Source organism: Stenotrophomonas sp. WED208, from assembly GCF_040984485.1.
In the GTDB taxonomy this organism is placed as follows: Bacteria; Pseudomonadota; Gammaproteobacteria; order Xanthomonadales; family Xanthomonadaceae; genus Stenotrophomonas; species Stenotrophomonas riyadhensis.
Map to the genome: position 1 here is coordinate 645892 of NZ_JAZARB010000001.1, position 23531 is coordinate 669422.

A 23531-nucleotide genomic window follows, 5' to 3' on the forward strand; every position below is an offset into this window, starting at 1 on the left:
ATCTACCGGGCCACGGACAGGTTCCGTGCGCGTCTACCCACGGAGAAGAAAGAGAAGATCAAAAGCGGGTCGCGGCGCTGCGCTTGCTCGTGAGCCGAGCAAGGCTATGCCGGTCGTCCTGACCGGCACCCTTCGGGCCGTCGCCATGGGCGACGTTGGCAGCGGCTCCTGCCGCAGCCTTCGACTCTACAGGAAGCAATGAAGCGGGCGGCCAAGCTGGTTTTGCTTTTGATCTTCTTTTTCTTTTCCTTGGGTGGACGAACACGGAATCTGCCAGCGGCCGGGTGGGTGGGCAGTGCGGGGTGTCCGCGGCATGGATGCCGCGGCCAAGCCCCCATGGATGGGTTCACGGCGTCCCCGCAGTGCCCACCCACCCGGCCAGCCCTCAGCAATCCGGCTTTCAGCGACCAATTCCACCCACGAGGGGCTGCGCCGTTGGCTGGAACCTTCCTGACTCTGCGCAACGCCCGTTGTGGAAGCGTTCTCACAACGATGCATGGCAGCACACCCACTGACCAAAGTCCGCAAAAAACGTTAGCTGGTTCACACTTTTACAGCGCGTTGATCTTGATCAATGGACTTGTCGTAATCGGCCTGCACAATGGCGGCCCGTTCGGCACGGCGCGCCGTCAATCGATGCAGCGCGAGGGGGCGTCGGGCGGGAAGCAGTACTGATCCAACGGGTACAGGGAGCGCGGAGCACTGCCACTGGGGAGCGGCAGCCGTGCAGGTACCGACCGGATCCGGTCGCCGGTTGCGTCTGCGGGGATGGGGACGCAACCGGCAACCTCTATCTGAATGGGGAAGGGTGATCACGACGCCTTCACATTTCCCGCTGCTTGCAGGCAAATCGTTGTGATTCATGGTGTTAGGGGTTTTAATTCATCCATGACCTGCTAACCTGCGACGATGATTCGACGCACTCTGGCCTGCATGCTCACCCTCGGCCTGGTCGCTTGCGCGACCCAGCCGAAGTCCCCACCGTCTTCGCCCCAGGCCAGCAGTACGCCGCGCCAGCCCGCCGCCAAGGCCCATGGCCCGGCAGAGGCGGCGCCCGAAGCCACCGCCGCCACTGCGCCGCCGGTCGATCTCACCCCGGTACCGTTCGAAGTCGCGCGGGCCCGCTTCATTGCCGATACCGCCAAGCGCTATGGCCTGAAGCCGGAGCAGATCAGCAGCGTGCTCGACCAGGCGCAGGTGCGCCAACCGATCATCGCCGCGATGTCGCGCCCGGCCGAGCGGGTCAAGCCGTGGAACGAATACCGGCCGATGTTCATCAGCAAGGCGCGCATCGATGGCGGCCGCGCGTTCCTGGCCCAGCACCGTGCCGAACTGGATCGCGTGCAGCAGCGCACCGGTGTGCCGGCCGAAGTAATCGTGGCGATCATCGGCGTGGAAACCAGCTACGGAAAGAATGCAGGCAGCCATCGCGTGCTCGATGCGCTGTACACGCTGGCGTTCTATTACCCGCGCAGTGGCGACCCGGCCAAGCTGGAACGCGAAGTGCGCCGCGAGCTGTTCTTCCGCGATGAGCTGGCCAAGCTGTTCGAGCTGGGCCGCGAAGAAAACCTGGACATCACCACGCTCAAGGGCAGCTATGCCGGCGCGATGGGCATGGGCCAGTTCATGCCGTCCAGCTATCTGGATTACGCAGTGGACGGCAATGGCGACGGCCGTCGCGACCTGTTCACCAGCTACGACGACGTGTTCTCGTCCATCGCCAACTACTTCGTGAAGAAGGGCGGCTGGGTGCGTGGCGGGCAGGTGGCCGTGCCGGCCACGCTGGCGCCGGGCCGCGAGGAGTTCAATCCGACCGAATGGATGCCGACCTGGTCGCTGGCCGACCTGGCGCAGCGCGGCTACCAGCCCAGCGCAGCGGTGCAGCCGGGTGCCACCGCCACCCCGATCACGCTTGAAGGCAGCACCGGCAAGCAGTACTGGCTGGGCTTCCAGAACTACTACGCGATCACCCGCTACAACCTCTCGAAGATGTACGCGATGGCCGTGTTCCAGTTGTCCCAGGCCATCGCCGGACAGGAGCTGCCCCCGGCATGAACATCAGATGGCTGGTCCCAGGCTTGATCGTCCTCGCGCTGGCTGCCTGCAGCAGCGCGCCGAAGAAGCCGGCCACGGCCGGCCATGGTGGCAAGTCGGGCGGCACCCTGGTGCAGGGCCGTGGCTCGCGCCCGGCACATTGCCCGGAAGGCTCGCCGTACGCGGCGGCCAAGGAAGACCTGAGCACCCGCGGCAACTACACCGCCGGTGGCCTGTACAAGCCGGGCGTGCGCGACAGCACGCCGGACTACATTCCCAACGTGGCCTGCATCCCTGAGCCGGAAGTGACCGCGGAAGAACGCTCGGCGATCGGCAACAAGACCCCGTACGTGGTGCTGGGCAAGTCGTACAAAGTGCTCGACGACACCCGCAACTATGTCGAGCGTGGCACTGCGTCGTACTACGGCGCCAAGTTCCACGGCCGCCTGACCTCCAACCGCGAGGTCTACGACATGTACCAGTTCACCGCCGCGCACAAGACGCTGCCGCTGCCCAGCTTCGCCCGCGTGACCAACCTGGACAACGGCGAATCGGTGATCGTGCGCGTCAACGACCGTGGCCCGTTCCACGATGGTCGTGTGGTCGATCTCAGTTATGCCGCCGCCGTGCGCCTGGGCATCACCCAGCGCGGCACCGGCAACGTCGAAGTGCGCGCGCTGCAGCCGGGCGAAAGCAACCTCATGGCGCAGAAGCCGTCGCGCCGTGAACGTCGTGCTGCGGAAGCGGCCGCCGCCAGCGCTGTAGCCAGTGCGCGCCCGGCACCGACCGCACGTGCTGCCGCCGACAGCGACATCGATCGCCTGGTCAAGGGTCTACCGGCCGATGGCATGCCGGCGCGTGGCCAGCCGGCCACCACCCAGGGCGTGGCCAGCACCGTGCCGGACGTGGCGGTCAGCAGCCTGCCGCCGAGTGCACCGCCGGTGCGCAGCACCGCATACGCACCGGCTCCGGCGGTCGTTGCCAGCACCACGCCGCGCGCCGTTGCGCCGGCGCCGGTCCGCACCGCAGCGGCTAGCCCCAGCCTGTCGCAGCAGGTGGTGGGCGCGGTCATGGTGCAGGTCGCCAGCTTCTCCAACCGTGACAACGCCAACCGCGCGATGGGCCAGCTCAATGCCGCCGGTATCGTCGGTGCAACCATCAGCGACATCGCCGCCGGTGGCCGTACTTTGTTCCGCCTGCGCGTTCCCGCCAGCGACCATGCCAGTGCCGCGGAACTTGTCGGCCGCATCGCCGGTCTGGGCCTGGGTTCGCCGCAGATCGTCAAGGATTGATCCACCCGGGCCGGTGCTGCCGGCCCATGCTGCCCCGGCCTTACAATGGCCGCTACGTTCCACCCTCCATTCCCGGCCGTCCCCTGGAGCCTGCTGTCCAATGAATTTCCGTTCCGCCGCCACCGCCCTGGCCGCCACCCTGGTGGTCGGCCTGGCTTCCGCCCAGACGCCGCTGCCGACCCCGGCCACGCCGGCGCCCGCCGCCGCCGCTGCTGCCCCGGCTACTGTTGCCACTCCGCCGGCCCCGGCGCCGAGCGTGTCCAAAGCCTGGGTCCTGATGGATTACGCCACCGGCCAGGTGCTGGCCGGCGAGAACGTCCACGAGCAGCTGGCCCCGGCCAGCATCACCAAGGTGATGACGTCCTACGTGATCGCCGCCGAGGTCAAGAACGGCAAGGTCCGTGCGGATGACCAGGTGATGATGAGCGAGCGCGCCTGGCGCGAAGGTGGCGCCGGTACCGACGGCAGCTACAGCGGCTTCCCGGTCAACCAGACCGCACGCCTGGAAGACATGGAAAAGGGCATGGCGATCCAGTCCGGCAATGACGCCGCGATCGCCCTGGCCGAGCACGTGGCTGGCAGCGAAGAAGCCTTTGCGTCGCTGATGAACAGCTACGCCGCCAAGATCGGGATGAAGGACTCGCACTTCGTCAACGCCCACGGCCTGACCGCGCAGGGTCACCACAGCACCGCCTACGATCTGGCACTGCTGGGCCGCGCGATGGTGCGCGATTACCCGGAAACCTACGCGTACAACAAGATCAAGGAATTCCAGGTCGGCAACATCAAGCAGCCGAACCGCAACCTGCTGCTGTGGCGCGATGGCAGCGTGGACGGCATCAAGACCGGCCACACCTCCGAAGCCGGTTACTGCCTGATGAGCTCGGCCCAGCGTGGCGACCAGCGCCTGATCGCCGTGGTGCTGGGCGGTGCGTCGGAAAAGCAGCGTGCCGATGACAGCCTGGCCCTGCTGAACTGGGGCTTCCGCTTCTTCGAGACCCACCGCCTGTACGAGCCGGGCAAGGCCGTGGCCGAGCACAAGGTCTGGAAGGGCACCACCGACAAGGTGCAGCTGGGCGTGGCCCAGCCGATGCTGGTGAGTGTGCCGCGCGGCCGCTACAACGACCTGAAGCCGAGCATCGACGTGCCCAAGACCCTGGAAGCACCGTTCACCGCCGGCCAGCAGATCGGTACCGTGAAGGTCACCCTGGATGGCAAGGTCATCGCCGAGGCACCGCTGGTGGCCGTGGCCGCGGTCGAGCAGGCCGGCTTCTTCAAGCGCCTGTGGGACAGCTTCTGGATGTGGTGGGAATCGGAATGATCCACGTCCCCGCGTGGTGATGGAAAAGGCCGGCGAAAGCCGGCCTTTTCCGTTTTCGGGATGCCGGTTCGGTCCGGATGCAGGTAGTGCCGGCCGCTGGCCGGCTCCTCATGAACCCATCCGGATATGCCGGCAGCCGGCCAGCGGCCGGCACTACCCTCAGCCCCTCGCTTACAGCGAGCGGCTGATGGTGAAGCTGCCGAACACCGGGGCTTCGCGCTGGCCGTAGAACTCGCGGGTGCTGTGGTAGCGCGCCACCGCGAACTTCCAGCGGCCGTACATCAGCGCCATGCCGTAGCCGCCCTGGGCCACCACATGGCGCTTGTCCACGCTGTGGCTGCTGCGGAACGTGTTGCCGTCCAGGGTGATGTCGCGGATCATCCACGCCGCGTCGGTGGTCACGAACATGTGCCATGACCAGCCATTGGGGCGGCCGCCGCGGGTCGGCGCCGTGTTTTCACCGGCGGGACGCAACGGCGTGCTGCCGAAATCATCGGGCAGCTTCCAGCCGAAACGTACTTCGCCGCCGGCATTGGCCTTGGTTTCCAGGTTGCCGATCGCACCACCGTAGTGGCTGATCGCATCCCAGCCCCAGCCGCCGGCATTGATGCTGGCATCGGCCGGCCAGCGGCGCATGCGTTCGTGGGTCAGCATGAACAGCGGTTCGTTGTGCAGCTGGTTGTCCCAGCCCTCGAACTTCTTGTCGTTGAGGATGTTGTGCACCGCGTCCTGCACCTGCTTGCCCTGTGCCCACGGACCGACCACGCCCAGCGTCAGCTGGGTGGTCTGCAGGCGATCACCGCTGCGCGCGTTGAAGCCGAAGCTGGCGATCAGCACACCGGCATACGGGCGGTCATCCTTGATCAGGTCGCGGCGGGTCGGATCGGTCGGGGTAAAGATGCCCTGGCCGATGCTGAAGATCATGTTCTGCTGTTCGAACCTGCCGGGGTGCAGGCCTTCCAGGTACTGGTTCACCCAGCGCGCCATGCGCGGCAGGCAGGGGTCATCGGTGTAGTCGACCAGGTTCGGCGAAACCAGGGTCAGCTGCGCACCGTTGGTGTAACCCTGGTCCTGGTGGCGGCCGCCGAACAGATCGTTGTCGACGCGGAAGTTGATCTGCGGCGGGTGGTCGCGCATCGCGTCCGGGCCGCATTGTTCGGCCGCCTGGGCGGCAAGGGGAAGGGCAGCAGCCAGCAGGCCGGACAACCCGAGGGCCGTGAGGCGGCGTTGGGAAGGGGGGCTCATGGGGGAGGTTTTTTCTGTCTGTCGTTATATGCCGCGACACGGTACTCGTGCGGGAGCGACGGAACGAGCGCGTTCGAATCACTTGTCTGTTCCGAAAACGACATTGTCTCGTGAAGACAATCCTGCACCGTCCTGCGGTGCCTGCGCGGGCGAGGTCCATTGCTGAACGCTTGTTCAGCTGCAACGCAGCGACTCACCGGTGGGCCTTTTGACTTTGATGAATACTCTTGGGTTTGTTGCCCTGCGGCCCGATAATGGGTCCATGGAAATCAAGTCCGACAACCCCGACCACGGCTTCCAGTTCCCCGGCCAGTTCGAGCTCAGCGCCATGGGCCCGGCCAACCGCGGCCTGGAACATGAGCTCCCCCGCCTGCTGCTGGCTGCCGGCATCGATGTCGTCAACGAACGCATCAGCTGGAAGCATTCCTCCAACGGCAAGTACGTGTCCGTGCGCATCGTGTTCAAGGCCGAGAGCCGCGAACAGTACGACCTGGCGCACCAGGCACTGCGCGACCACCCGGAAGTGAAGTGGACGCTGTAGCCGGCAGCTGCCCGGCCGAAGCCGCCCCGGAAGACCGCGCGCCGCGTCCGGCGGTGGTCCGTGACCTCGGCCGCCAGGCCTATGAACCGGTGTGGCGCGCCATGCAGCGCTTCACCGACCAGCGCAGCGACGCCGATGCCGATGAGCTGTGGGTGGTCGAGCACGACCCGGTATTCACCCTGGGCCAGGCCGGCAAGGACGAGCACGTGCTGGCGCCGGGCGAGATCCCGGTGCTGCACGTGGACCGCGGCGGCCAGGTGACCTATCACGGCCCCGGCCAGATCGTGGTCTATCCGCTGCTGCGCCTGCCGCGTTTGGGCATCGGTGTGCGCGATTACGTGTGCCGCATCGAGCAGGCCATCATCGACACGCTGGCCGAGTGGAACATCGGCGCCGAACGCCGCGAGGGTGCCCCGGGCGTCTACGTCGGTGGCGCCAAGATCGCCGCACTCGGCATCCGCGTGCGCCGCGGCTGCACCTTCCACGGACTGGCCTTCAACGTGTCCATGGACCTGGAACCTTTCCACCGTATCAACCCCTGTGGCTACCAGGGGTTGCAGGTGACCTCGGTGGTAGACTTGGGCGGCCCCTCCGGGATGGATGCCGTCAAGCCGGTGCTGCTGGACCACCTGGCCCGCCAGTTCGGCCTGCTGCTGCAGCACACGCCGGAACTGCCCGATCTTTCTGCGGCCGCCTGACCGCCCCCCGGAACTGCCATGACTGAAACCACCGCCCGTTCCATTCCCCTGCAGATCGTGCAGGGTGATTCTCCGTCCGCCGCGCCGTTGCAGGCCGGGGTCAAGCAGCTGGGCGGTGACAAGATCAAGCGCTCGCCGGTGCAGTTCGCCGATGCGCCGGTGCTGCGCAAGCCGTCCTGGATCCGCGTGCGCATTCCTTCGGGCAATGCCGTGCAGAACCTGAAGGCCAAGCTGCGCGAGAACCGCCTGGTGACGGTGTGCGAGGAAGCCAGCTGCCCGAACATCCACGAGTGCTTCGGCCACGGCACGGCAACGTTCATGATCCTCGGCGAAGTCTGCACCCGCCGCTGCTCGTTCTGCGACGTGGCCCACGGCCGCCCGAAGCCGCCGGATGCCAACGAACCGGCCAGCCTCGGCCAGACCGTGGCCGACATGGGGCTGAAGTACGTGGTGGTGACCAGCGTCGACCGCGACGACCTGCGCGACGGCGGTGCCCAGCACTTCGTCGACTGCATCAGCGCCATCCGCGAGAAGTCGCCGGGCACCCGCATCGAAGTGCTGACCCCGGACTTCCGCGGCAAGGGCCGCATGGAGCGCGCGCTGGAGATCCTGGCGCAGAACCCGCCGGATGTGTTCAACCACAACATCGAGACCGTGCCGGACCTGTACCGCAACGTGCGCCCGGGTGCGGACTACCAGTGGTCGCTGAACCTGTTGAAGAACTTCAAGGCGCAGCACCCGGACGTGCCGACCAAGAGCGGCATCATGCTGGGCCTGGGCGAAGACTTCGAACAGATCAAGGCCACCCTGCGCGACCTGCGCGCGCACGACGTGGACATGATCACCATCGGCCAGTACCTGCAGCCGACCGCGCACCACCACCCGGTGCTGAAGTACTGGACCCCCGAGGACTACAAGGCGCTGGAAGACTACGGCTACGAGCTGGGCTTCAGCCACGTGGCGTCCGGCCCGATGGTGCGCTCGTCGTACCACGCCGACGTGCAGGCCAAGGGCGCCGGCGTCTCCTGACGCCCCAGGCGGGCGCGGCCCGCCACCTTCGGTGGGTGCGAACCACTCTGCCGGTGGGTGCGAACCTTGGTTCGCACGCCTTTGCCTGCTGTAGAGCCGAGCCCATGCTCGGCTTGCTTGCTGGCGGCCTGCCGAGCAAGGGCTCTGCCGTGCCTTCGCCTGCATTCACAATTTGCTACACCGGCCCCGCTAGGCTGGTTTTCCACCGAGCGCGGCCGGGTGACAAACCCGGCAACTTTCGGCACTGTCGTGGTGTCTTAACACCCCGCAGTCTCCCCCTTGGCAAGGCGCCTTCGAGCACGTCAATGAAATTCAAAGCCCCCGCATTCCTGATGGCCCTGGCGCTGGTCGCGCCGCTGGCGCTGGCGGCCAAGGCCGACTCGCCCGCATTGCCCGCGGCGGCCACCGCCGATCAGGTGACCACCTCCAAACTGGTGTACGGCCTGCTGTCCGACAGCCGCTACGCGTACCGCCCGCGTGCGCTGGACGAGGCCACCTCCAAGGACGTGTTCAAGCGCTACCTGGAGACGCTGGACGGCGGCAAGCAGTACTTCACCCAGGCCGACGTGGCGCGCTTCGCGCCGTTCGAAGCCAACATTTCCTCGGCCATCCGTGGCGGCGAGCTGGAGCCGGCGTTCCAGGTGTTCGCGGTGTACAAGCAGCGCGTCGGCGAACGCGTGGCCTACGCGCGCAAGCTGCTCAAGCAGGAGCCGGATTTCACCACCGACGAGCGCTTCGAATACGACCGCAAGAAGGTGCCGTGGGCGGCCAGCAGTGCAGAGCTGGACGAGCTGTGGCGCAAGTCGGTGAAGAACGACTGGCTGCGCCTGAAGCTGGCCGGCAAGAAGCCGGACGACATCCGCAAGACGCTGGACAAGCGCTACGCGACGCTGGAGAAGTCGGTCAACGAGCTGAAGGGCGAAGACGTCTTCCAGTTCTTCATGAACTCGTACACCAGCGCGGTTGATCCGCACACCGATTACTTCACCCCGCGCACCGCCGAGAACTTCAACCAGGCGATGTCGCTGTCGCTGGAAGGCATCGGTGCGCAGCTGCAGCGCCAGGACGACGTGGTGGTGATCCGCGAGATCATCGCCGGTGGTCCGGCCGCCGTGGATGGCACGCTGAAGCCGGGTGACCGCATCGTCGGCGTTGGCCAGGGCAAGTCCGGTCTGGTCGAGGACGTGATCGGCTGGCGCATCGACGATGTCGTGGCCAAGATCCGCGGCGCCAAGGACACCCAGGTCAAGCTGGAATTCATTCCGGCCGCCGAAGGTGCCGACGGCAAGCACCACACCCTGGTGCTGACCCGGCAGAAGGTGCGCCTGGCCGAACAGGCCGCCAAGGGCGAGACCATGACCATTCCGGCCGCCAACGGCGAGCCGGCACGGAAGATCGGCGTGATCAAGCTGCCGACCTTCTACCAGGACTTCGAAGGCCGTCGCCGCAATGCCGCCGACTATGCCTCGGCTACCCGCGACGTGGCCAAGCTGCTGGCTGGTTTCAAGAACGACAAGCTGGACGGCGTGGTGCTGGACCTGCGCAATAACGGTGGTGGTTCGCTGGATGAAGCCATTGAACTGACCGGTCTGTTCATCGAGCAGGGCCCGGTGGTGCAGGTGCGCGAGTCCGGTGGCCGCGTCACCGTCAACAGCGACCGCAACCAGGGCGTGGCATGGGATGGCCCGCTGGCGGTGCTGATCAACCGCGGTTCGGCCTCGGCTTCGGAAATCTTTGCCGGTGCCATCCAGGATTACGGACGTGGCCTGGTGATCGGTGAGACCAGCTTCGGCAAGGGTACCGTGCAGAACATCGTCGACCTGGACCGTTGGCCGAGTGGCGAGACCCAGCGCTTCGGCCAGGTGAAGCTGACCATCGCCCAGTTCTTCCGCATCAGCGGCAGCAGCACCCAGCACAAGGGTGTGGTGCCGGACCTGGCCTTCCCGGCCAGCGTCGATGCCACCGAATTCGGCGAGAGCACCTACGACAACGCGCTGCCGTGGACCCGCATCGCTGCCGTGCCGCACACCCAGTACGGCAACTTCGCGCCGCTGCTGCCGAAGCTGGAAACCCGCCATGACGCGCGCATCGCCGCCGACAAGGAATTCCAGTGGTGGAACGAGGACGTGCAGCAGTTCCGCACCGAGGCCGCGAAGAAGTACATCTCGCTCAACGAGGCCACCCGCCGCGCCGAGCGTGAGCGCCAGGACACCCAGCGCAAGGAGCGTCAGGCGATGCGCAAGGAACTGGGCCTGGCCCTGGACCCGCTGGCCGATGACAGCAACGACGACGGCCTGACCGGCAACGAGCGCGACATCGTCAAGGATGCAGCGCGCGAGAAGGCCGCCGAGAAGCGTCCGGACCCGCTGCTGCGCGAGTCGGCCTCGATCCTGGCCGATGCGGTGAACCTGCTGGCCAATGATCGCCCGCTGTCCGCACAGGTGCTGCCGCAGTCGACCGGCGCTGGTCGCTGGGCCGACTGAGCCGGCGACGGCATGTGATACCCGAGGGGCCGGCATTGCCGGCCCTTCTGCGTAAAAGGGGACGGAGGGGATTAAGTCGTTTGTGGCACAAACGACTTAATCCCCTCCGTCCCCTTTTCTGTGCATGAACCGGCAGCAACGGGGTGGCTCGGTCACGCCGGTTTCGACCTGCCGCACACGGCCGCAGGGCTACCCTTGGCGGTACCGTCCTCGCAGGAGTACCCATGCGGGCCTCCCGTCTTTCCAGTGCTGCCGTGGCGCTCGCCAGCGCCCTGATCCTGTCGGCCTGTGGTGGCCGCGCCGCCGACAGCACGTTGTTGCGCGAATCCTTTGATTCCGGCGACACCTTCTCGCGCACCGTCGATGGCCGTCCCGGTGACGCCTGCGAGGCCGCACGGCGCACCCTGCTCAGCCAGGGCTACGCCATCGCCCGCTCAGACGAGGCACAGGTGGAGGGCAACAAGAATTTCCAGCCACGCGAGGACGACCACGAGCAGCTGGTGCTGCGCATCTCCTGCGCGCCGCGTGGCAGCCAGACGCTGGTGTTCGTCAGCGCGGTGCAGGACCGCTACGCGCTGAAGAAGAGCCCGACGTCGGCCAGCGTGGGCGTGGGTGCATTGGGCTCGGTGTCGCTGCCGTTCGGCAGCAATGACGATTCGCTGGTGAAAGTGGCCAGCAGCACCGTCACCGATGCCGGGTTCTATCAGCGCTTCTTCCAGCGCCTGCAACAGTACCTGCCTGCGGATGCTGGCAAACCCGCACCGCCTGCGCCCGCGCCGCCGGCGCCTGCATCGTCCGAGCCCGCACCGGCCCGCAGCACGGATCAAGGGTGATCGTGCGCGGCAGGTTGATGGGCGTGGCACTCCTGCTGATGCCCGCGCTGGGCATTGCGTCCGCAACGCCGGACTGCACGCAGGGCCTGCTGCAGCGGCTGGGATGGCGCTTTGACGAGGTTACGGCCGGTGCACCACAGGTGCACGGCGGCCCGGTGTGTACACGTGCCTCGCTGGCTGAAGCACAGGCGGCAGGCGATCTGCGCGTGGGGTGGCCGGCCGGAATGTCCGCTGCAGCACGCCAGGCGTTGCTGCAACAATTGCTGGACGATCCGGCCACGGTCTGTGCCTATGCGTTCCAGCTGGGCGCAGCCACGCAGCGTGCGGCCTCGGCACTGCAGGACAATCCCACCTTCCGCTTCTCCGGCCCGCAGCTGGGCTGGATCGGCTTCGGCCTGCAGGGCCCACGCGCGCAAGGCTGGCAGCGCACGCGCAGTTTCGGTCGTGGCTTCGTGCCGAGCGCGGGCAACAGTCATGCACTGGAGGCGTTCTACAGCGGTGCCGTGCGTGCCGAATGCGGGGTCGGCCGCCAGGTCGCGCAGTTGGCCACGCAACGAGAGCTGTATGGCGATGCCGCGTTCGATACGGAGTTCGCAGCGGATGAACTGTCGATCGGCACCTTCCTCGCCCTGCATGACACCGACAGCATCCTGCTCGGCGCACATGCAGGCGACTTCTTCGCCGATGGCAAAGCGGTGCGCACCTCGGCGATGGGACGGCAGGCCTTCGTCGGCGTGCCCGGTTTCATCGAACATGTGTACGACAAGAGCACGCTGGACGATCTGAGCAACCAGGCCGAGAACTTCGTGGTGGTCGATGTGGGTGCAGACGCTGCGCAGGCACTGGCGATGCACGGTGGGCTGGCCTGGTACGACCAGCGCAATGTCGAACTCTGGAAACTCGCGCAGGGCATCCCGCGCATCGGCCAGCGCTACTTCGAGCGCCTGCTGTTCGAGCGCGATCCCAACCTTCGTGCACGGCTGGAACCGCGCTACCACGCCACGCTGGAACGCATGGACCAGCTGCTGGACGATCCGTTCTACCAGCAGTTCGTGATCTATGTGCACCCACGCGGTATACGTCCCATCGGCTACCACGTCGCCCGCCTGCTTGATCGCAACCCGCGAACGCCGTTTTCGATCGACCTGGCGGTGCACAATCTGCATACCATGCTCTACCGGCGTTGGCGCGAGGCGCAGCTGCGCCACTGCGCGGCTACCGGCAGGCCAGGCAGCCTGACCCTAGACCCCAACTGAAGGTGAAACAATGGACATTGCAATGATCGGCCTCGGCCGCATGGGCGCCAACATGGCTCAGCGCCTGCATCGTGGCGGCCACCGCGTGGTCGGCTACGACCCGGGCGAAGGCGCCCGCCAGCGCGCCGCCGAGGCTGGCCTGGAGGTGGTTGATTCGCTGGCCGCCGCGGTTGCCGCGCTGCCGGTGCCGCGCGTGGTGTGGCTGATGGTGCCGGCCGGCGAAACCGTCGACCAGACCCTGGGCCAGCTGACCCCGCACCTGGCCGAAGGTGACATCGTCATCGACGGCGGCAACTCCAACTACCAGGACTCGATCCGCCGCGCCAAGGCCCTGGCCGAAGACGATCTGGGCTACGTCGACTGCGGCACCAGCGGTGGCGTGTGGGGCCTGCAGGAAGGCTACAGCCTGATGGTCGGTGGTGAAGCGTCGGTGGTGGAGCAGATCGCACCGCTGCTGCGCACGCTGGCACCGGCCGAAGACCGCGGCTGGGCGCGTGTCGGCCCGTCTGGGGCTGGCCACTTCACCAAGATGGTCCACAACGGCATCGAATACGGAATGATGCAGGCCTACGCCGAAGGCTTCGCGCTGATGGAGCGCAAGCAGGAAATGGAACTGGACCTGGCCCAGGTCGCCGACGTCTGGCGCCACGGCAGCGTGGTGCGCTCGTGGCTGCTGGACCTGAGCACCGAAGCCCTCAAGCGCAATCCCTCGCTGGATGGCATCGCCCCGTACGTGGAGGACTCCGGTGAAGGCCGCTGGACCGTCGCCGAAGCCATCGCGCTGGACGTGCCGGCACCGGTGATCACCCTGTCGCTGCTGGAACGCCTGCGTTCGCGTGAATCGAATTCGTTCACCGACCGCCTGCTGTCGGCGATGCGCAACGAGTTCGGCGGCCACGCCATCAAGAAATCGTAAGCACTGCGGTGGGGTCAGAGCCCTTCGGCGTTGCCGAAGGGATCCGACCCCAAGCAGATCGGGGTCGGATCCCTTTCCGCAGGAAAGGGCTCTGACCCCATGCAGCCAGTCGAGCATGGTTCGAATCTAGAAAAGCCGTTTCCGATGGTTTCCACGTCGATGTGTCGACCAAGGTCGACACCTACCGTTGGGCGCGGGAATCTGTCGAAGGTGGGGTGGGGCCGGTTGCGGGGGCGTGAGCGCCATGGGCCCGAGGCATGCCTCGGGCGGGTTGGGCAGGACGCCCAACCCCGGTCTTGCCGTGTGCGCAGGACAGCGCACACGAGCAAGGCGCGACCGAGCCTACATGGACGTATTTACGGCGTCCCCCGCAACCGGACCCATCCCGCCATCTCACGGATAGCTTGCTTTTGACGTTGACGTTGACGTTGCCGTTGATTCGGCAGGTGCAGGGCGCAGTCCTGCCGGTCACCCCAACGCGATTCGCCGCCCTTCGCGCGCGCTGTCCATGCCGGCCTGCAGCAACCGCATCAACTGCAGTGCCTGCACCGGACTGACCGTCGGCTCGCCATCGCCGTGCATCGCCGCCGCGAACTGCGAATACAGCCGCCGATAGTCGCCCGGCAGGTTGTCCACGGTACTGCGCTGCACATTGTCCTCGGCATCGCAGCGCACCAACTCGCCGTGCCGTGGGTCGATGCCCCAGCCCGGCGCCCCTGGCGCAACACCGCGCCGCAGCTGTGCCTCCTGCACGTCCAGCCCATGCTTGATCCAGCTGCCACGACTGCCATGCACACTGAAGTGCGGCGTGGGGGCCGCCACCAGCGAACCGGCATGCACGATCGCGCGATGCCACGGGTAGTGCAGTACCGCGTGGAAGTAATCGATGCCGCTGCCGCCTTCGCGCTGCACGGCCAGATCGGCATCGATCGCCTCGGGCCAGCCGAACAGCACCAGCATCTGGTCCAGCAGATGCGGGCCAAGGTCGTACCACAGGCCACTGCCCGGGCCGTCCTGTTCGCGCCAGCGGTCGCGCACCTGCGGCCGGTAGCGGTCGAAGTGCGCGTGGCACTCGGCCACGTCACCGAGCGTGCCTTCGGCCAGCAGCGCCTGCAGGGTGAGGAAATCCGCATCGAAGCGCCGGTTCTGGAACACGGTGGCGATGCGTCCGGCATCACGTGCCGCGGCCAGCACCGCTTCGGCTTCAGCGACATCCAGCGCGAACGGCTTGTCGATCAGTACATGCTTGCCCGCGGCCAATGCCGCGATCGCCAGCGGTGCATGCTGTGCGTTCGGTGTGGCGATCACCACCGCGTCCACCGCCGGGTCGTCGAACACCTCCTGCGGCGTGGCGCGCACGTGCACGTCGCTGAACGCGCGCAGCAACGTGTCGCGCTGCGAACTGACGATGCTGTGCAGCACCAGGCCCGGCGTGTGCTGGATCAGTGGCGCATGGAAGACGCGGCCGGCGAGGCCGTAGCCGATCAGGGCCAGTTGCAGGTCGGGGCGCATGAGAGGGCTCCGGCAGTGGGAAGGGCAGGGTAAACGACGGTTGCTGGCAGTCCAAAACTGAACCGTTGCCGTTGGAAACGTTTCGATTCACGGCGGCATGACCGCAACGCCACGCCTGCTCTACGGCCGCGTGTCCAGACTGGCAGCACATCCCGAAGGAGTACGACACGATGAGCAATACCACCCGCACGCTGATTGCTTCCGCCCTGACCCTGGGCCTGGCGCTGTCCTCCTCGGCTGCATTCGCCAAGGATCCGGCCGCGAAGAGCCCGCCGACCAGCACCCATCCGGCAACCCATGCCGATCGCCATGACTCCAACGAGCCGGTGACCGATACCTGGATCACCACCAAGGTGAAGGCCGATCTGCTGGCCAGCAGCAACGTTCCGGGCACTGAAATCAAGGTGGAAACCGTGAACGGCGTGGTCAGCCTGAGCGGTGCCGTGGCCACCCAGGCTGAGAAGGACAAGGCGGTCACTACCGCCAAGGGCATCAAGGGCGTGACCCGCGTCGATGCCGCTGCATTGAAGGTCAGCGCTGCTGCCAAGCGCTGACCCCGGTGGGCGCCCCAGGCGGGGCGCCCAGCCCCTGTGGAGCCGAGCCATGCTCGGCTCCACAGGAAATGTCGTAACCCGTTCAGGCAACCGCGCTGGAAACCCCAGACTTGTGACCGCCTGCGCTATATTGCCGGTTCCGCCGCAACCGGGCTCGTCCCGGACAACGCTTCGCGGCTGTGCTGACGAGGAACTATGGCGCTGGTTTTCAGTGACGACATCTGGGACCGTTGGCGATTGCCAGCCTTGGCGCTGGCCGCCGCCGCGATCATCGTGGTGCCGTGGTTGACCCTGCGCAAACTGCAGCAGGACAACGAACAGGCGATGGCCTGGGTCAATCACACCCAGGCCGTCGGCGTAGCCTTGCAGCAGCTGCAGGCGGACGTACGCGATGTCGAGTCGGCGGCGCTGACGCTGTCCAAGGGTGTGGACGCGCCGGGGCTGCGCGAGCGCATGGCCAAGGCCAACGACATTCCCGGGCGCCTGGCCGAACTGGGCCGGATGACCCGCGACAATCCTGACCAGCTGATCCGCATCGGCCGTATCGAGTCGATGCTGGAAGGGCGCATGGCGCTTGCCCGTGAGCTGGCCAAGTCTGAGCCCAACAGTGATCAGCGCGGGCTGGTGAAGGACCTGAGCACGCGCTATCCGATTCGCGGCCTGGTTGAAGAACTGCAGGCCAGCGAGCAGAAACTGCTGACCCTGCGTGCGGAGCAGGCTGCGCGCCAGCGCAAGCAGACCGAGCTGGTGTCGTGGAGTTCGCTGGTGATCCAGCTGGCGCTGCTCGGCCTGGTGTTGTGGCTGCTGCAGCGGCAGATCGGCCGTCGCCTGCATGCCGAACGGCAATCACTGCGCGCGGCGGCACGTGCCGCGTCGGTACTGCAGACGGTGCGCGAACCGATCGTGCTGCTTGACCGTGACCTGCGTGTACAGCTGCACAACCCTGCCTTCGCCGAGCTGTACGGGCTGCAGGACGAACGTGCCGATGGCCTGCTGCTGGAATCCGTCGGTGATGGCGCGTGGAAGGACACGGTGGTGCGTCAGCGCCTGTCCGACGTGCTCTCGCGTGGTCGGGAGCTGTGGGACTTCGAGCACGAGCAGCGCACTGCCGATGGCATGGCGCGTTACATGCTGCTCAATGCGCGGCGCATGCCGCTGCCGGATACCGATGACGAGGTGGTGCTGCTGACGGTCAGTGACGTGACCATGCAACGTGCGGTTCAGCTGCGCGTGGAAGAGCTGAATCGCCAGCTGGAAGGCAAGGTGGCCCAGGTGTCCGAGGTCAACCGTGAGCTGGAGGCCTTCAGCTACTCGGTGTCGCACGACCTGCGCGCACCGCTGCGCCATGTGGCCGGTTTCTCCGACAAGCTGTCGCGCCACCTCGGCGACGCTGCCGACGACAAGAGCCGCCATTACCTGGAAGTGATCTCCAGTTCGGCGCGGCGCATGGCGGCACTGATCGACGACCTGCTGGTCTACTCGCGGCTGGGCCGCGCGGCGATGCGCCAGCAGGCGGTGGACATGCAGTCGCTGGTGGCCGATACCCGTGCGATGCTCGATTCCAACCTGCAGGCGGAGGCCGAAAGCAGCGGCCACGCGCACCAGGTGGAGTGGAGCATCGCGCCGCTGCCGATCGTGGTGGCGGACGAGAACATGATCCGCCAGGTCTGGCTGAACCTGCTCGGCAATGCGGTGAAGTACTCGGGCAACCGCGAGCCGGCGAAGATCCGCGTGGATTACCAGCCGCAGCCCGATGGCGGTCATCAGTTCACGGTCAGCGACAATGGTGCAGGCTTTGACATGGCCTACGCCGGCAAGCTGTTTGGTGTGTTCCAGCGCCTGCACAAGGCCAGTGACTACCCGGGTACCGGCATCGGCCTGGCCAGCGTGCGCCGCGTGCTGACCCGCCATGGCGGCCGCATCTGGGCCGAGGCCGAACCGGACGTCGGCGCCACCTTCCACTTCTACCTGCCTCCCGCGATCGATGCGGACAAACAAGGGCCTTCTGCATGACCACTCTGCGCACCATTCTTCTCGCCGAAGACAGCCCGGCTGATGCCGAAATGGCGATCGACGCCCTGGAAGAGGCGCGTCTGGCCAATCCCATCGTGCACGTCGAAGACGGCGTGGAAGTGATGGACTACCTGTTGCGCCGTGGTGCCTTCGCCAATCGCGAGGAAGGCCTGCCGGCGGTGCTGTTGCTGGACATCAAGATGCCGCGCATGGATGGGCTGGAAGTGCTGCGGCAGATCCGCGAGCACGAAGAACTCAAGCGCCTGCCGGTGGTGATCCTGTCGTCCTCACGGGAGGAAAGCGACCTGGCCCGCAGCTGGGACATGGGCGTGAACGCCTACGTGGTCAAGCCGGTCGACGTGGACCAGTTCTTCGGCGCGGTGCAGACCCTGGGCAAGTTCTGGGCGTTGATCAACCAGGCACCGGAACTCGAGTGAGCCCATGCCCCTGACCGGTCCCGCCCTGGGGGCGCTGCGCATCCTGCTGGTGGAAGACTCACCGGAAGATGCCGAGCTGATGTCTGAACAGATGCTCGACGCGGGCCTGGAAGCCCGCTTCGAGCGTGTCGAGAGCGAGGCCGAACTACGCCAGGCACTGGCCAGGTTCCAGCCGGACATCGTGCTGTCCGACCTGAGCATGCCGGGGTTCTCCGGTGATGACGCGCTGCGCATCGTGCGCGAGACCTCGCCGGAAGTGCCCTTCATCTTCGTCTCCGGCACCATGGGTGAGGAGAACGCAGTGGCGGCGCTGCAGAAGGGCGCCAACGATTACATCATCAAGCACCTGCCGGCGCGCCTGCCGTCGGCGGTGGCGCGTGCGATCCGCGATGCACGCAGCGCGGTGGAGCGTGCACGGGTGGAAACCGAACTGATGCGCGCGCAGCGCCTGGAAAGCCTGTCGCTGCTTGCCGCCGGCCTCAGCCATGACCTGCGCAACATCCTGCAGCCGTTGCTGATCATGCCGGACCTGCTGAAGGCGCGTACCGAGGATCCGCAGCTGCACCATCTGGCCGATGTCATCGCCGAGTGCGGCCGGCGTGGCCACGAGATGGCCGAATCAATGCTGTCGTTCGTGCGCGGTTCGCGCAAGCCGAGCGAGCGCATCGAGATCGATGGCCTGTTCGATGCGGTGGCACTGCTGTTGCGCAGCAACGTGCCCGATGCCGTGCGCCTGGAACTGCAGGTGCAGGACGAAGGCCTGGTGGTCGATGCCAACTACACCGAGCTGCAGCAGGTGATGTTGAACCTGGCGCTCAACGCGATCCAGGCGATGCCCAATGGCGGCCGCCTGAGCCTGACTGCCAGCCATGCCGGCCAGCGCGATGGCGTGGACTGGATGCACATCCGGGTCGCCGACGAAGGCATCGGCATGGATGCGGACACGCTGTCGCACCTGTTCAATCCGTTCTTCACCACCAAGGCCGATGGCACGGGCCTGGGCCTGATTTCCTGCAAGCGCATCGTTGAAGGCGCCGGCGGCAGCATCCACGTCAGCAGCCAGCCGGGGCAGGGCACCTGCTTCGAACTGCGGCTGCCGATGCACGAGGCCATCGATGGCAGCGAGCCGATCGAGCAGCTGGTGGCGCTGGGCAGCGGCCAGTCGATCCTGGTGGTCGATGGCGAAGCCACGCGCCTGTCGCTGCTCGGCAACGCGCTGTCCAGCCAGGGCTACCAGTTGCAGCTGGCCTCCGATGGCCCGGCGGCGCTGCGCTGGATGCAGCAGGAGGCGATGCCGGCGCTGGTGATTGCCGATGCTGGCTCCAAGCTGCTGCCGGCCAGCCAGCTGCTGGGCGAGATGGCGACGTTGGGCTATCGCGGCCCCGCGCTGGTGCTGGAGGATGCGGCAGTGACGGTACCGGCCGATGCGTTCCCTGCGGGTGTCGAGGTGCATGTGCTGCACAAGCCGCTGCAGATGCAGCAGGTGTTCCGCGCGGTGGCCGAAGCGCTTGGCTGATGCCGCGGTAGTGCCGGCTGCTGGCCGGCATCTCCGTACGGTGGGATCACTGCGGTTGCCGGCCAGCGGCCGGCACTACCGGTCCAGGGTTTCCCAGGGGAACCGTGGCAGCGCATCCACCGCCTGTTCCAGCCGCCGCGACCAGTTCTGGTGGATGTCCGCATACAGCGCTGAATCCGCGCCCAGCCGCAGCTGCTGGCCGATGCGCAACTCGCCGTCGCGCAGCAACGCCAGGTCGATCGGCAGGCCCACCGACAGGTTGGAACGGATGGTGGAGTCCAGCGAGACGATGGCCGTGCGCGCGGCATCCTCCAGGTGTGTGGCCGGGCTGAGGATGCGGTCGAGGATCGGCTTGCCGTACTTGGATTCACCGATCTGCAGGTACGGCGTCTCCGGCGAGGCGGCGATGGCGTTGCCGAGCGGATAGATCATGTACAGCCCGGGGCGCTCGCCGGCGATCTGGCCGCCGAAGATCAGCGTGGCCTGGGTATTGACCCCATCGTGGCCATGTTCGCTGTGGTTGCTGTGCACCTGGCTGTCCACCAGCAGCTGGCCGACGTACTCGGCGGCTTCGAACAGGTGGGTTATGTCGCGCAGGTTGGGCGCGCGCCCTTCGTCGGCATCGCGCCCCAGGCGCGACACCAGCAGCTGGGTGGTGGCCAGGTTGCCAGCCGCCATCAGCACGTAGGCTGCCTGGCCGGGGTACTCGAACACGTGCAGCTTGCGGTGCACGCGCACATCGTCCAGCGAGGCATTGGTCCGGGTGTCGGCAGCGAAGACCAGGCCCTCGTCCACCTCGATTCCAACGCAATAGGTCATGTCGGTGCCCTATCATGTGCGTCCCGGATTGTAGGCAGGCCGCCGTGACGACGGCATGTCCACGCCCCCCAAGTGCCGTCACCTGAACGCATGACCACCGTGCTCCTGAGCCTGGGCAGCAACGTCCAGCCCCGCCGCTACCTCCACGCCGCGGTGACGGCCCTGCGCGAGCGCTTCGGCGCGCTGCAGGTATCGCCGGCCTACCGTACCGCCGCGGTCGGCTTCGATGGCCCGGCCTTCCTCAACAATGCGGTGGCGATCGAGACCGACCTGCCGCTGCAGGAACTGGACGACTGGCTGCATGCGCTGGAAGACGCGCACGGCCGCGACCGCAGCGGGCCGCGCTTCTCCGACCGGACCCTGGACATCGACGTGGTGTTCTATGGCGACCTGGTGGTTGAAGGCCCCGGCCACCTGCGCATTCCGCGCCCGGAGCTGAAGCATGCCTTCGTGCTGAAGCCGCTGGCCGACATCGCGCCGGACTTCATCGACCCGGTCAGCGGGCTGGACCTGGCTACGCTGTGGCGTGCGCACAGGCAGTTTGGCGAGGCGTTCGAGGTCGTGGACCTGGAATGAGGGTGGTTGCCGGCCAGCGGCCGGCACTACCGGTAGTGCCGGCCGCTGGCCGGCAACATTTCAGCTGACCGTACGCCCACCATCCACGCGCAGGGTGTGGCCAGTGACGAAACTTGCTTCGGCCACCAGCCAGTACACCGCCTCGGCGATCTCCTCGACGGTGCCGATCCGCGCCAGCGGTGTACGCGCCAGAAGCGCCTCGCGGGCGAAATCGTCCTTGCCCTGTTCCGGCCACAGGATCGCCCCCGGCGCTACCGCATTGACCCGCACCTTCGGCGCCAGCTCCAGCGCCAGCGAGCGGGTGGCCATCTCCAGCGCGGCCTTGGCCATGGTGTAGGCGATGTGGTCGCGCATCGGGTCGGTGCCGTGCAGGTCGGTCAGGTTGACGATGCAGCCCTGCTGGCGGCGCAGGTAGGGCGCCGCCGCCTGTGACAGCAGCAGCGGCGCGCGCGCGTTGACCGCGTACAACTCGTCCATTGCCTCGGCGGTGACCTGGCCAAGCGGGGTGGGGAAGAAGTTGGAGGCGTTGTTGACCAGCGCATCCAGCCGGCCGAAGTGGGTGACGGCCTGTTCCACCAGGTCGGGCAGGGCGTCGGCGTCACGCAGGTCGGCCTGCAGGGCCAGCACGCTGCCCGGGCGCACGTTGTCGAAATCGAACGCGGCCTGCTGCAGCTCGGCGCTGGAGGTGTTGGCGTGCAGCACCACCGACCAGCCACAGGCATGGAACTGGCGGGCGATGGCCGCACCGATCCGGCGCGCGCTGCCGGTGATCAGGACCACGGGGTGGGTGTCGCTCATCGAGGGTCCTCCAAGGCTCGGCTATCCTGTGCACCATTGTCACCGCATTCGAAGACGCCATGCAGCCCACCTTCCCCCTGCCCGAAGCCGATGCCCTGGCCCACAGCGACCAGCTGGCCGCCGCCCTGCGCGCCGAAATCCTTGCGCAGGGCGGGGCGATGCCGTTCTCCCGCTTCATGGAGCTGTGCCTGTACACCCCCGGCTGGGGCTATTACAGCGCCGGCGCCAGCAAGTTTGGTGGCAGCGGTGACTTCACCACCGCACCCGAGCTCGGCAGCCTGTTCGCCGGCAGCGTGGCCAATGCGCTGGCGCCGGTGTTCGCCCAGTTGGGCGCGCAGGCGCGGATGCTGGAACTGGGCGGGGGTACCGGCGCCTTCGCCGAAGCCGTGCTGCTGCGCCTGGCCGAGCTCGACGCACTGCCGTCGCGGTACGCCATCCTCGAACCCAGCGCCGACCTGCGCGAGCGCCAGCAGCTGCGCCTGCAGCAGAACCTGCCGGCCGAGCTGGCCGCACGCGTGGACTGGGTCGACCGCCCGTTCGAAGAGGACTGGGAGGGCGTGGTGTTCGCCAACGAGGTGATCGACGCATTGCCGACCCCGCGCTTCCTGATCCGGGATGGCGAGGTCTACGAGGAAACCGTGGAGCTGGACGCCGAGGGCAACTTCATCCGGGGCGCGCAGCCGGCTGACATCCTGCTCAACGGGGCAGTGCGCCATATCGAGCGCTACCTGGAAAAGCCCTTCGCCGAGGGCTACCGTTCCGAGGTGCTGCCGCAGCTGCCGTACTGGCTGCAGGCGGTGGCCGGCGGCCTGCAGCGCGGCGCGATGCTGTTCGTCGATTACGGCTACAACCGCGGCGAGTTCTACCAGCACGACCGCGATGATGGCACCGTGCGCGCGTTCTACCGCCATCACGTGCACAACGACGTGCATCGTTGGCCGGGCCTGCAGGACATCACCGCGTCGGTGGATTTCACCGCGATGGCCGAGGCCGGCATGCACGGTGGTTTCGAGCTGGCCGGCTACTGCAGCCAGGCCAGTTTCCTGCTCGGCAACGGGCTGGACCAGGTGCTGCTGCTGGCCGAGGAACGCACCGATGAAGTGGGCCGCATCCAGCTGCGTGACCAGGTGAAGAAGCTGACCCTGCCGACCGAAATGGGCGAGCGCTTCCAGGCCATCGGCCTGCAGCGTGGCGTCGATTTCGAACCGGCCTTCGAGCTGGGTGACCTGAGCTGGCGCCTGTGAGCCACGCGTTGCCGGTGATCAAGCCGCTGCGTCGGCCGCGGTTGTGGACCGTACTGTGGGCGACGGCGGTGCTGCTGGTGATCGTGGTCTGCCTGATCCCGCCGCCGCCGATTCCGCTGCCGGAAAACAGCGACAAGGGCGAGCACTTCCTCGCCTACTTCATCCTGGCGGGCAGCGCGGTGCAGCTGTTCCGGCGCGGACGTCCGCTGCTGTGGGTCGGCGTGGGTCTGGTGCTGATGGGGATCGGCATCGAGTTCGCGCAGGGTGCGCTGACCAGCGACCGCACCGCCGACCCGATGGATGCGCTGGCCAACACGATCGGCGTGCTGGCCGGTCTGGCTACGGCACTGACCCCGCTGCGCGATCTGCTGCTGCGCTGGCGCGGGTAAAGGCGTGCTGTAGAGCCGAGCCCAC

21 protein-coding genes are annotated in these 23531 nt (G+C 67.0%); 17 read left to right on the plus strand and 4 right to left on the minus strand.

Annotated elements, in window-relative coordinates; translation table 11 throughout:
* Positions 1-909 precede the first annotated feature (909 nt).
* The 3 genes from mltB to VPH47_RS02915 all read left to right on the plus strand — a co-directional run bounded on the left by mltB (position 910) and on the right by VPH47_RS02915 (position 4647).
* Positions 910-2055 carry a lytic murein transglycosylase B gene (mltB, locus tag VPH47_RS02905; RefSeq protein ID WP_180855318.1) on the plus strand — a complete coding sequence of 382 codons (1146 nt, stop codon included), beginning with the start codon at positions 910-912 and terminating at the stop codon, positions 2053-2055.
* The gene (locus VPH47_RS02910; RefSeq protein WP_368850077.1) at positions 2052-3326 is read left to right on the plus strand and encodes a septal ring lytic transglycosylase RlpA family protein; all 1275 of its coding nucleotides are present in this window, start codon (positions 2052-2054) and stop codon (positions 3324-3326) included. The genes mltB and VPH47_RS02910 overlap by 4 nt, the downstream gene beginning before the upstream one ends.
* Before the next feature lie 100 nt (positions 3327-3426).
* Positions 3427-4647, plus strand: a complete 1221-nt coding sequence (locus VPH47_RS02915) for a D-alanyl-D-alanine carboxypeptidase family protein (protein ID WP_049447834.1) — start codon at positions 3427-3429, stop codon at positions 4645-4647.
* Between the two features lie 171 nt (positions 4648-4818).
* On the opposite strand, the gene VPH47_RS02920 is transcribed toward VPH47_RS02915, so the two are convergent.
* Complete coding sequence (locus tag VPH47_RS02920) at positions 4819-5892, minus strand: lipid A deacylase LpxR family protein (RefSeq protein ID WP_197612332.1); 1074 nt, start codon at positions 5890-5892, stop codon at positions 4819-4821.
* A gap of 262 nt (positions 5893-6154) precedes the next feature.
* Between VPH47_RS02920 and VPH47_RS02925 the strand changes: the two genes are divergently transcribed.
* The 7 genes from VPH47_RS02925 (at position 6155) to gnd (ending at position 13648) form a co-directional block, all read left to right on the plus strand.
* Positions 6155-6433, plus strand: a complete 279-nt coding sequence (locus VPH47_RS02925; RefSeq protein WP_005411067.1) for a YbeD family protein — start codon at positions 6155-6157, stop codon at positions 6431-6433.
* Positions 6421-7131 carry a lipoyl(octanoyl) transferase LipB gene (lipB, locus tag VPH47_RS02930; protein ID WP_368850078.1) on the plus strand — a complete coding sequence of 237 codons (711 nt, stop codon included), beginning with the start codon at positions 6421-6423 and terminating at the stop codon, positions 7129-7131. Before VPH47_RS02925 ends, lipB begins: the two co-directional genes overlap by 13 nt.
* 18 nt (positions 7132-7149) lie before the next feature.
* Positions 7150-8160, plus strand: coding sequence for a lipoyl synthase (gene lipA / locus VPH47_RS02935; protein WP_368850079.1), 1011 nt, complete (start codon positions 7150-7152; stop codon positions 8158-8160).
* A 305-nt stretch (positions 8161-8465) separates the two neighbouring features.
* Positions 8466-10643, plus strand: coding sequence for a carboxy terminal-processing peptidase (locus VPH47_RS02940; RefSeq protein ID WP_049429375.1), 2178 nt, complete (start codon positions 8466-8468; stop codon positions 10641-10643).
* A gap of 224 nt (positions 10644-10867) precedes the next feature.
* Positions 10868-11476: a DUF2242 domain-containing protein gene (locus tag VPH47_RS02945; protein ID WP_368850080.1), complete on the plus strand. Its 609-nt coding sequence runs from the start codon at positions 10868-10870 to the stop codon at positions 11474-11476.
* A 17-nt stretch (positions 11477-11493) separates the two neighbouring features.
* Positions 11494-12732, plus strand: coding sequence for a hypothetical protein (locus tag VPH47_RS02950; protein ID WP_368850081.1), 1239 nt, complete (start codon positions 11494-11496; stop codon positions 12730-12732).
* A 10-nt stretch (positions 12733-12742) separates the two neighbouring features.
* Positions 12743-13648, plus strand: a complete 906-nt coding sequence (gene gnd / locus VPH47_RS02955) for a phosphogluconate dehydrogenase (NAD(+)-dependent, decarboxylating) (protein WP_133935587.1) — start codon at positions 12743-12745, stop codon at positions 13646-13648.
* Between the two features lie 468 nt (positions 13649-14116).
* Here the strand turns inward: gnd and VPH47_RS02960 are convergent, their stop codons facing one another.
* Positions 14117-15160, minus strand: a complete 1044-nt coding sequence (locus VPH47_RS02960) for an oxidoreductase (RefSeq protein ID WP_368850082.1) — start codon at positions 15158-15160, stop codon at positions 14117-14119.
* 170 nt (positions 15161-15330) lie between these two features.
* On the opposite strand from VPH47_RS02960, the gene VPH47_RS02965 reads away from it, so the two are divergent.
* The 4 genes from VPH47_RS02965 (at position 15331) to VPH47_RS02980 (ending at position 19680) form a co-directional block, all read left to right on the plus strand.
* Positions 15331-15714 (plus strand): BON domain-containing protein, encoded by a 384-nt coding sequence (locus tag VPH47_RS02965; RefSeq protein WP_006470382.1) that lies wholly within the window; start codon positions 15331-15333, stop codon positions 15712-15714.
* Positions 15715-15909: 195 nt separating this feature from the next.
* Positions 15910-17727 (plus strand): ATP-binding protein, encoded by a 1818-nt coding sequence (locus VPH47_RS02970; protein ID WP_110713717.1) that lies wholly within the window; start codon positions 15910-15912, stop codon positions 17725-17727.
* Positions 17724-18164 carry a response regulator gene (locus VPH47_RS02975; RefSeq protein WP_005411057.1) on the plus strand — a complete coding sequence of 147 codons (441 nt, stop codon included), beginning with the start codon at positions 17724-17726 and terminating at the stop codon, positions 18162-18164. Before VPH47_RS02970 ends, VPH47_RS02975 begins: the two co-directional genes overlap by 4 nt.
* A 4-nt stretch (positions 18165-18168) precedes the next feature.
* Positions 18169-19680, plus strand: coding sequence for an ATP-binding protein (locus tag VPH47_RS02980; RefSeq protein WP_110713715.1), 1512 nt, complete (start codon positions 18169-18171; stop codon positions 19678-19680).
* A 75-nt stretch (positions 19681-19755) separates the two neighbouring features.
* Here VPH47_RS02980 and VPH47_RS02985 read toward each other — a convergent pair whose 3' ends face one another.
* Complete coding sequence (locus VPH47_RS02985; RefSeq protein WP_110713713.1) at positions 19756-20499, minus strand: 20S proteasome subunit A/B; 744 nt, start codon at positions 20497-20499, stop codon at positions 19756-19758.
* 90 nt (positions 20500-20589) lie between these two features.
* On the opposite strand from VPH47_RS02985, the gene folK reads away from it, so the two are divergent.
* On the plus strand, positions 20590-21075 hold the full coding sequence (gene folK / locus VPH47_RS02990; RefSeq protein ID WP_368850083.1) for a 2-amino-4-hydroxy-6-hydroxymethyldihydropteridine diphosphokinase: 486 nt from the start codon (positions 20590-20592) through the stop codon (positions 21073-21075).
* Positions 21076-21135: 60 nt separating this feature from the next.
* On the opposite strand, the gene VPH47_RS02995 is transcribed toward folK, so the two are convergent.
* Positions 21136-21873 (minus strand): pteridine reductase, encoded by a 738-nt coding sequence (locus tag VPH47_RS02995; protein WP_008265570.1) that lies wholly within the window; start codon positions 21871-21873, stop codon positions 21136-21138.
* A 59-nt stretch (positions 21874-21932) separates the two neighbouring features.
* Here VPH47_RS02995 and VPH47_RS03000 point away from each other — a divergent pair, with 59 nt between their 5' ends.
* Positions 21933-23117 (plus strand): SAM-dependent methyltransferase, encoded by a 1185-nt coding sequence (locus VPH47_RS03000; RefSeq protein ID WP_350259600.1) that lies wholly within the window; start codon positions 21933-21935, stop codon positions 23115-23117.
* On the plus strand, positions 23114-23506 hold the full coding sequence (locus VPH47_RS03005; RefSeq protein WP_368850084.1) for a VanZ family protein: 393 nt from the start codon (positions 23114-23116) through the stop codon (positions 23504-23506). The genes VPH47_RS03000 and VPH47_RS03005 overlap by 4 nt, the downstream gene beginning before the upstream one ends.
* Positions 23507-23531 lie beyond the last annotated feature (25 nt).

Excerpts from the sequence above, each read along its gene's own strand:
- VPH47_RS02950 (WP_368850081.1), top strand. The coding sequence starts at position 11,494 with ATGGGCGTGGCACTCCTGCTGATGCCCGCGCTGGGCATTGCGTCCGCA.
- VPH47_RS02965 (WP_006470382.1), top strand. The coding sequence starts at position 15,331 with ATGAGCAATACCACCCGCACGCTGATTGCTTCCGCCCTGACCCTGGGC.
- VPH47_RS03000 (WP_350259600.1), top strand. The coding sequence starts at position 21,933 with ATGCAGCCCACCTTCCCCCTGCCCGAAGCCGATGCCCTGGCCCACAGC.
- folK (WP_368850083.1), top strand. The coding sequence starts at position 20,590 with ATGACCACCGTGCTCCTGAGCCTGGGCAGCAACGTCCAGCCCCGCCGC.
- VPH47_RS02985 (WP_110713713.1), bottom strand. The coding sequence starts at position 20,499 with ATGACCTATTGCGTTGGAATCGAGGTGGACGAGGGCCTGGTCTTCGCT.
- lipA (WP_368850079.1), top strand. The coding sequence starts at position 7,150 with ATGACTGAAACCACCGCCCGTTCCATTCCCCTGCAGATCGTGCAGGGT.
- VPH47_RS02980 (WP_110713715.1), top strand. The coding sequence starts at position 18,169 with ATGCCCCTGACCGGTCCCGCCCTGGGGGCGCTGCGCATCCTGCTGGTG.
- VPH47_RS02925 (WP_005411067.1), top strand. The coding sequence starts at position 6,155 with ATGGAAATCAAGTCCGACAACCCCGACCACGGCTTCCAGTTCCCCGGC.
- VPH47_RS02945 (WP_368850080.1), top strand. The coding sequence starts at position 10,868 with ATGCGGGCCTCCCGTCTTTCCAGTGCTGCCGTGGCGCTCGCCAGCGCC.
- VPH47_RS02915 (WP_049447834.1), top strand. The coding sequence starts at position 3,427 with ATGAATTTCCGTTCCGCCGCCACCGCCCTGGCCGCCACCCTGGTGGTC.
- VPH47_RS02910 (WP_368850077.1), top strand. The coding sequence starts at position 2,052 with ATGAACATCAGATGGCTGGTCCCAGGCTTGATCGTCCTCGCGCTGGCT.
- VPH47_RS02960 (WP_368850082.1), bottom strand. The coding sequence starts at position 15,160 with ATGCGCCCCGACCTGCAACTGGCCCTGATCGGCTACGGCCTCGCCGGC.
- VPH47_RS02995 (WP_008265570.1), bottom strand. The coding sequence starts at position 21,873 with ATGAGCGACACCCACCCCGTGGTCCTGATCACCGGCAGCGCGCGCCGG.
- gnd (WP_133935587.1), top strand. The coding sequence starts at position 12,743 with ATGGACATTGCAATGATCGGCCTCGGCCGCATGGGCGCCAACATGGCT.
- VPH47_RS02975 (WP_005411057.1), top strand. The coding sequence starts at position 17,724 with ATGACCACTCTGCGCACCATTCTTCTCGCCGAAGACAGCCCGGCTGAT.
- VPH47_RS02940 (WP_049429375.1), top strand. The coding sequence starts at position 8,466 with ATGAAATTCAAAGCCCCCGCATTCCTGATGGCCCTGGCGCTGGTCGCG.
- VPH47_RS02920 (WP_197612332.1), bottom strand. The coding sequence starts at position 5,892 with ATGAGCCCCCCTTCCCAACGCCGCCTCACGGCCCTCGGGTTGTCCGGC.
- VPH47_RS02970 (WP_110713717.1), top strand. The coding sequence starts at position 15,910 with ATGGCGCTGGTTTTCAGTGACGACATCTGGGACCGTTGGCGATTGCCA.
- mltB (WP_180855318.1), top strand. The coding sequence starts at position 910 with ATGATTCGACGCACTCTGGCCTGCATGCTCACCCTCGGCCTGGTCGCT.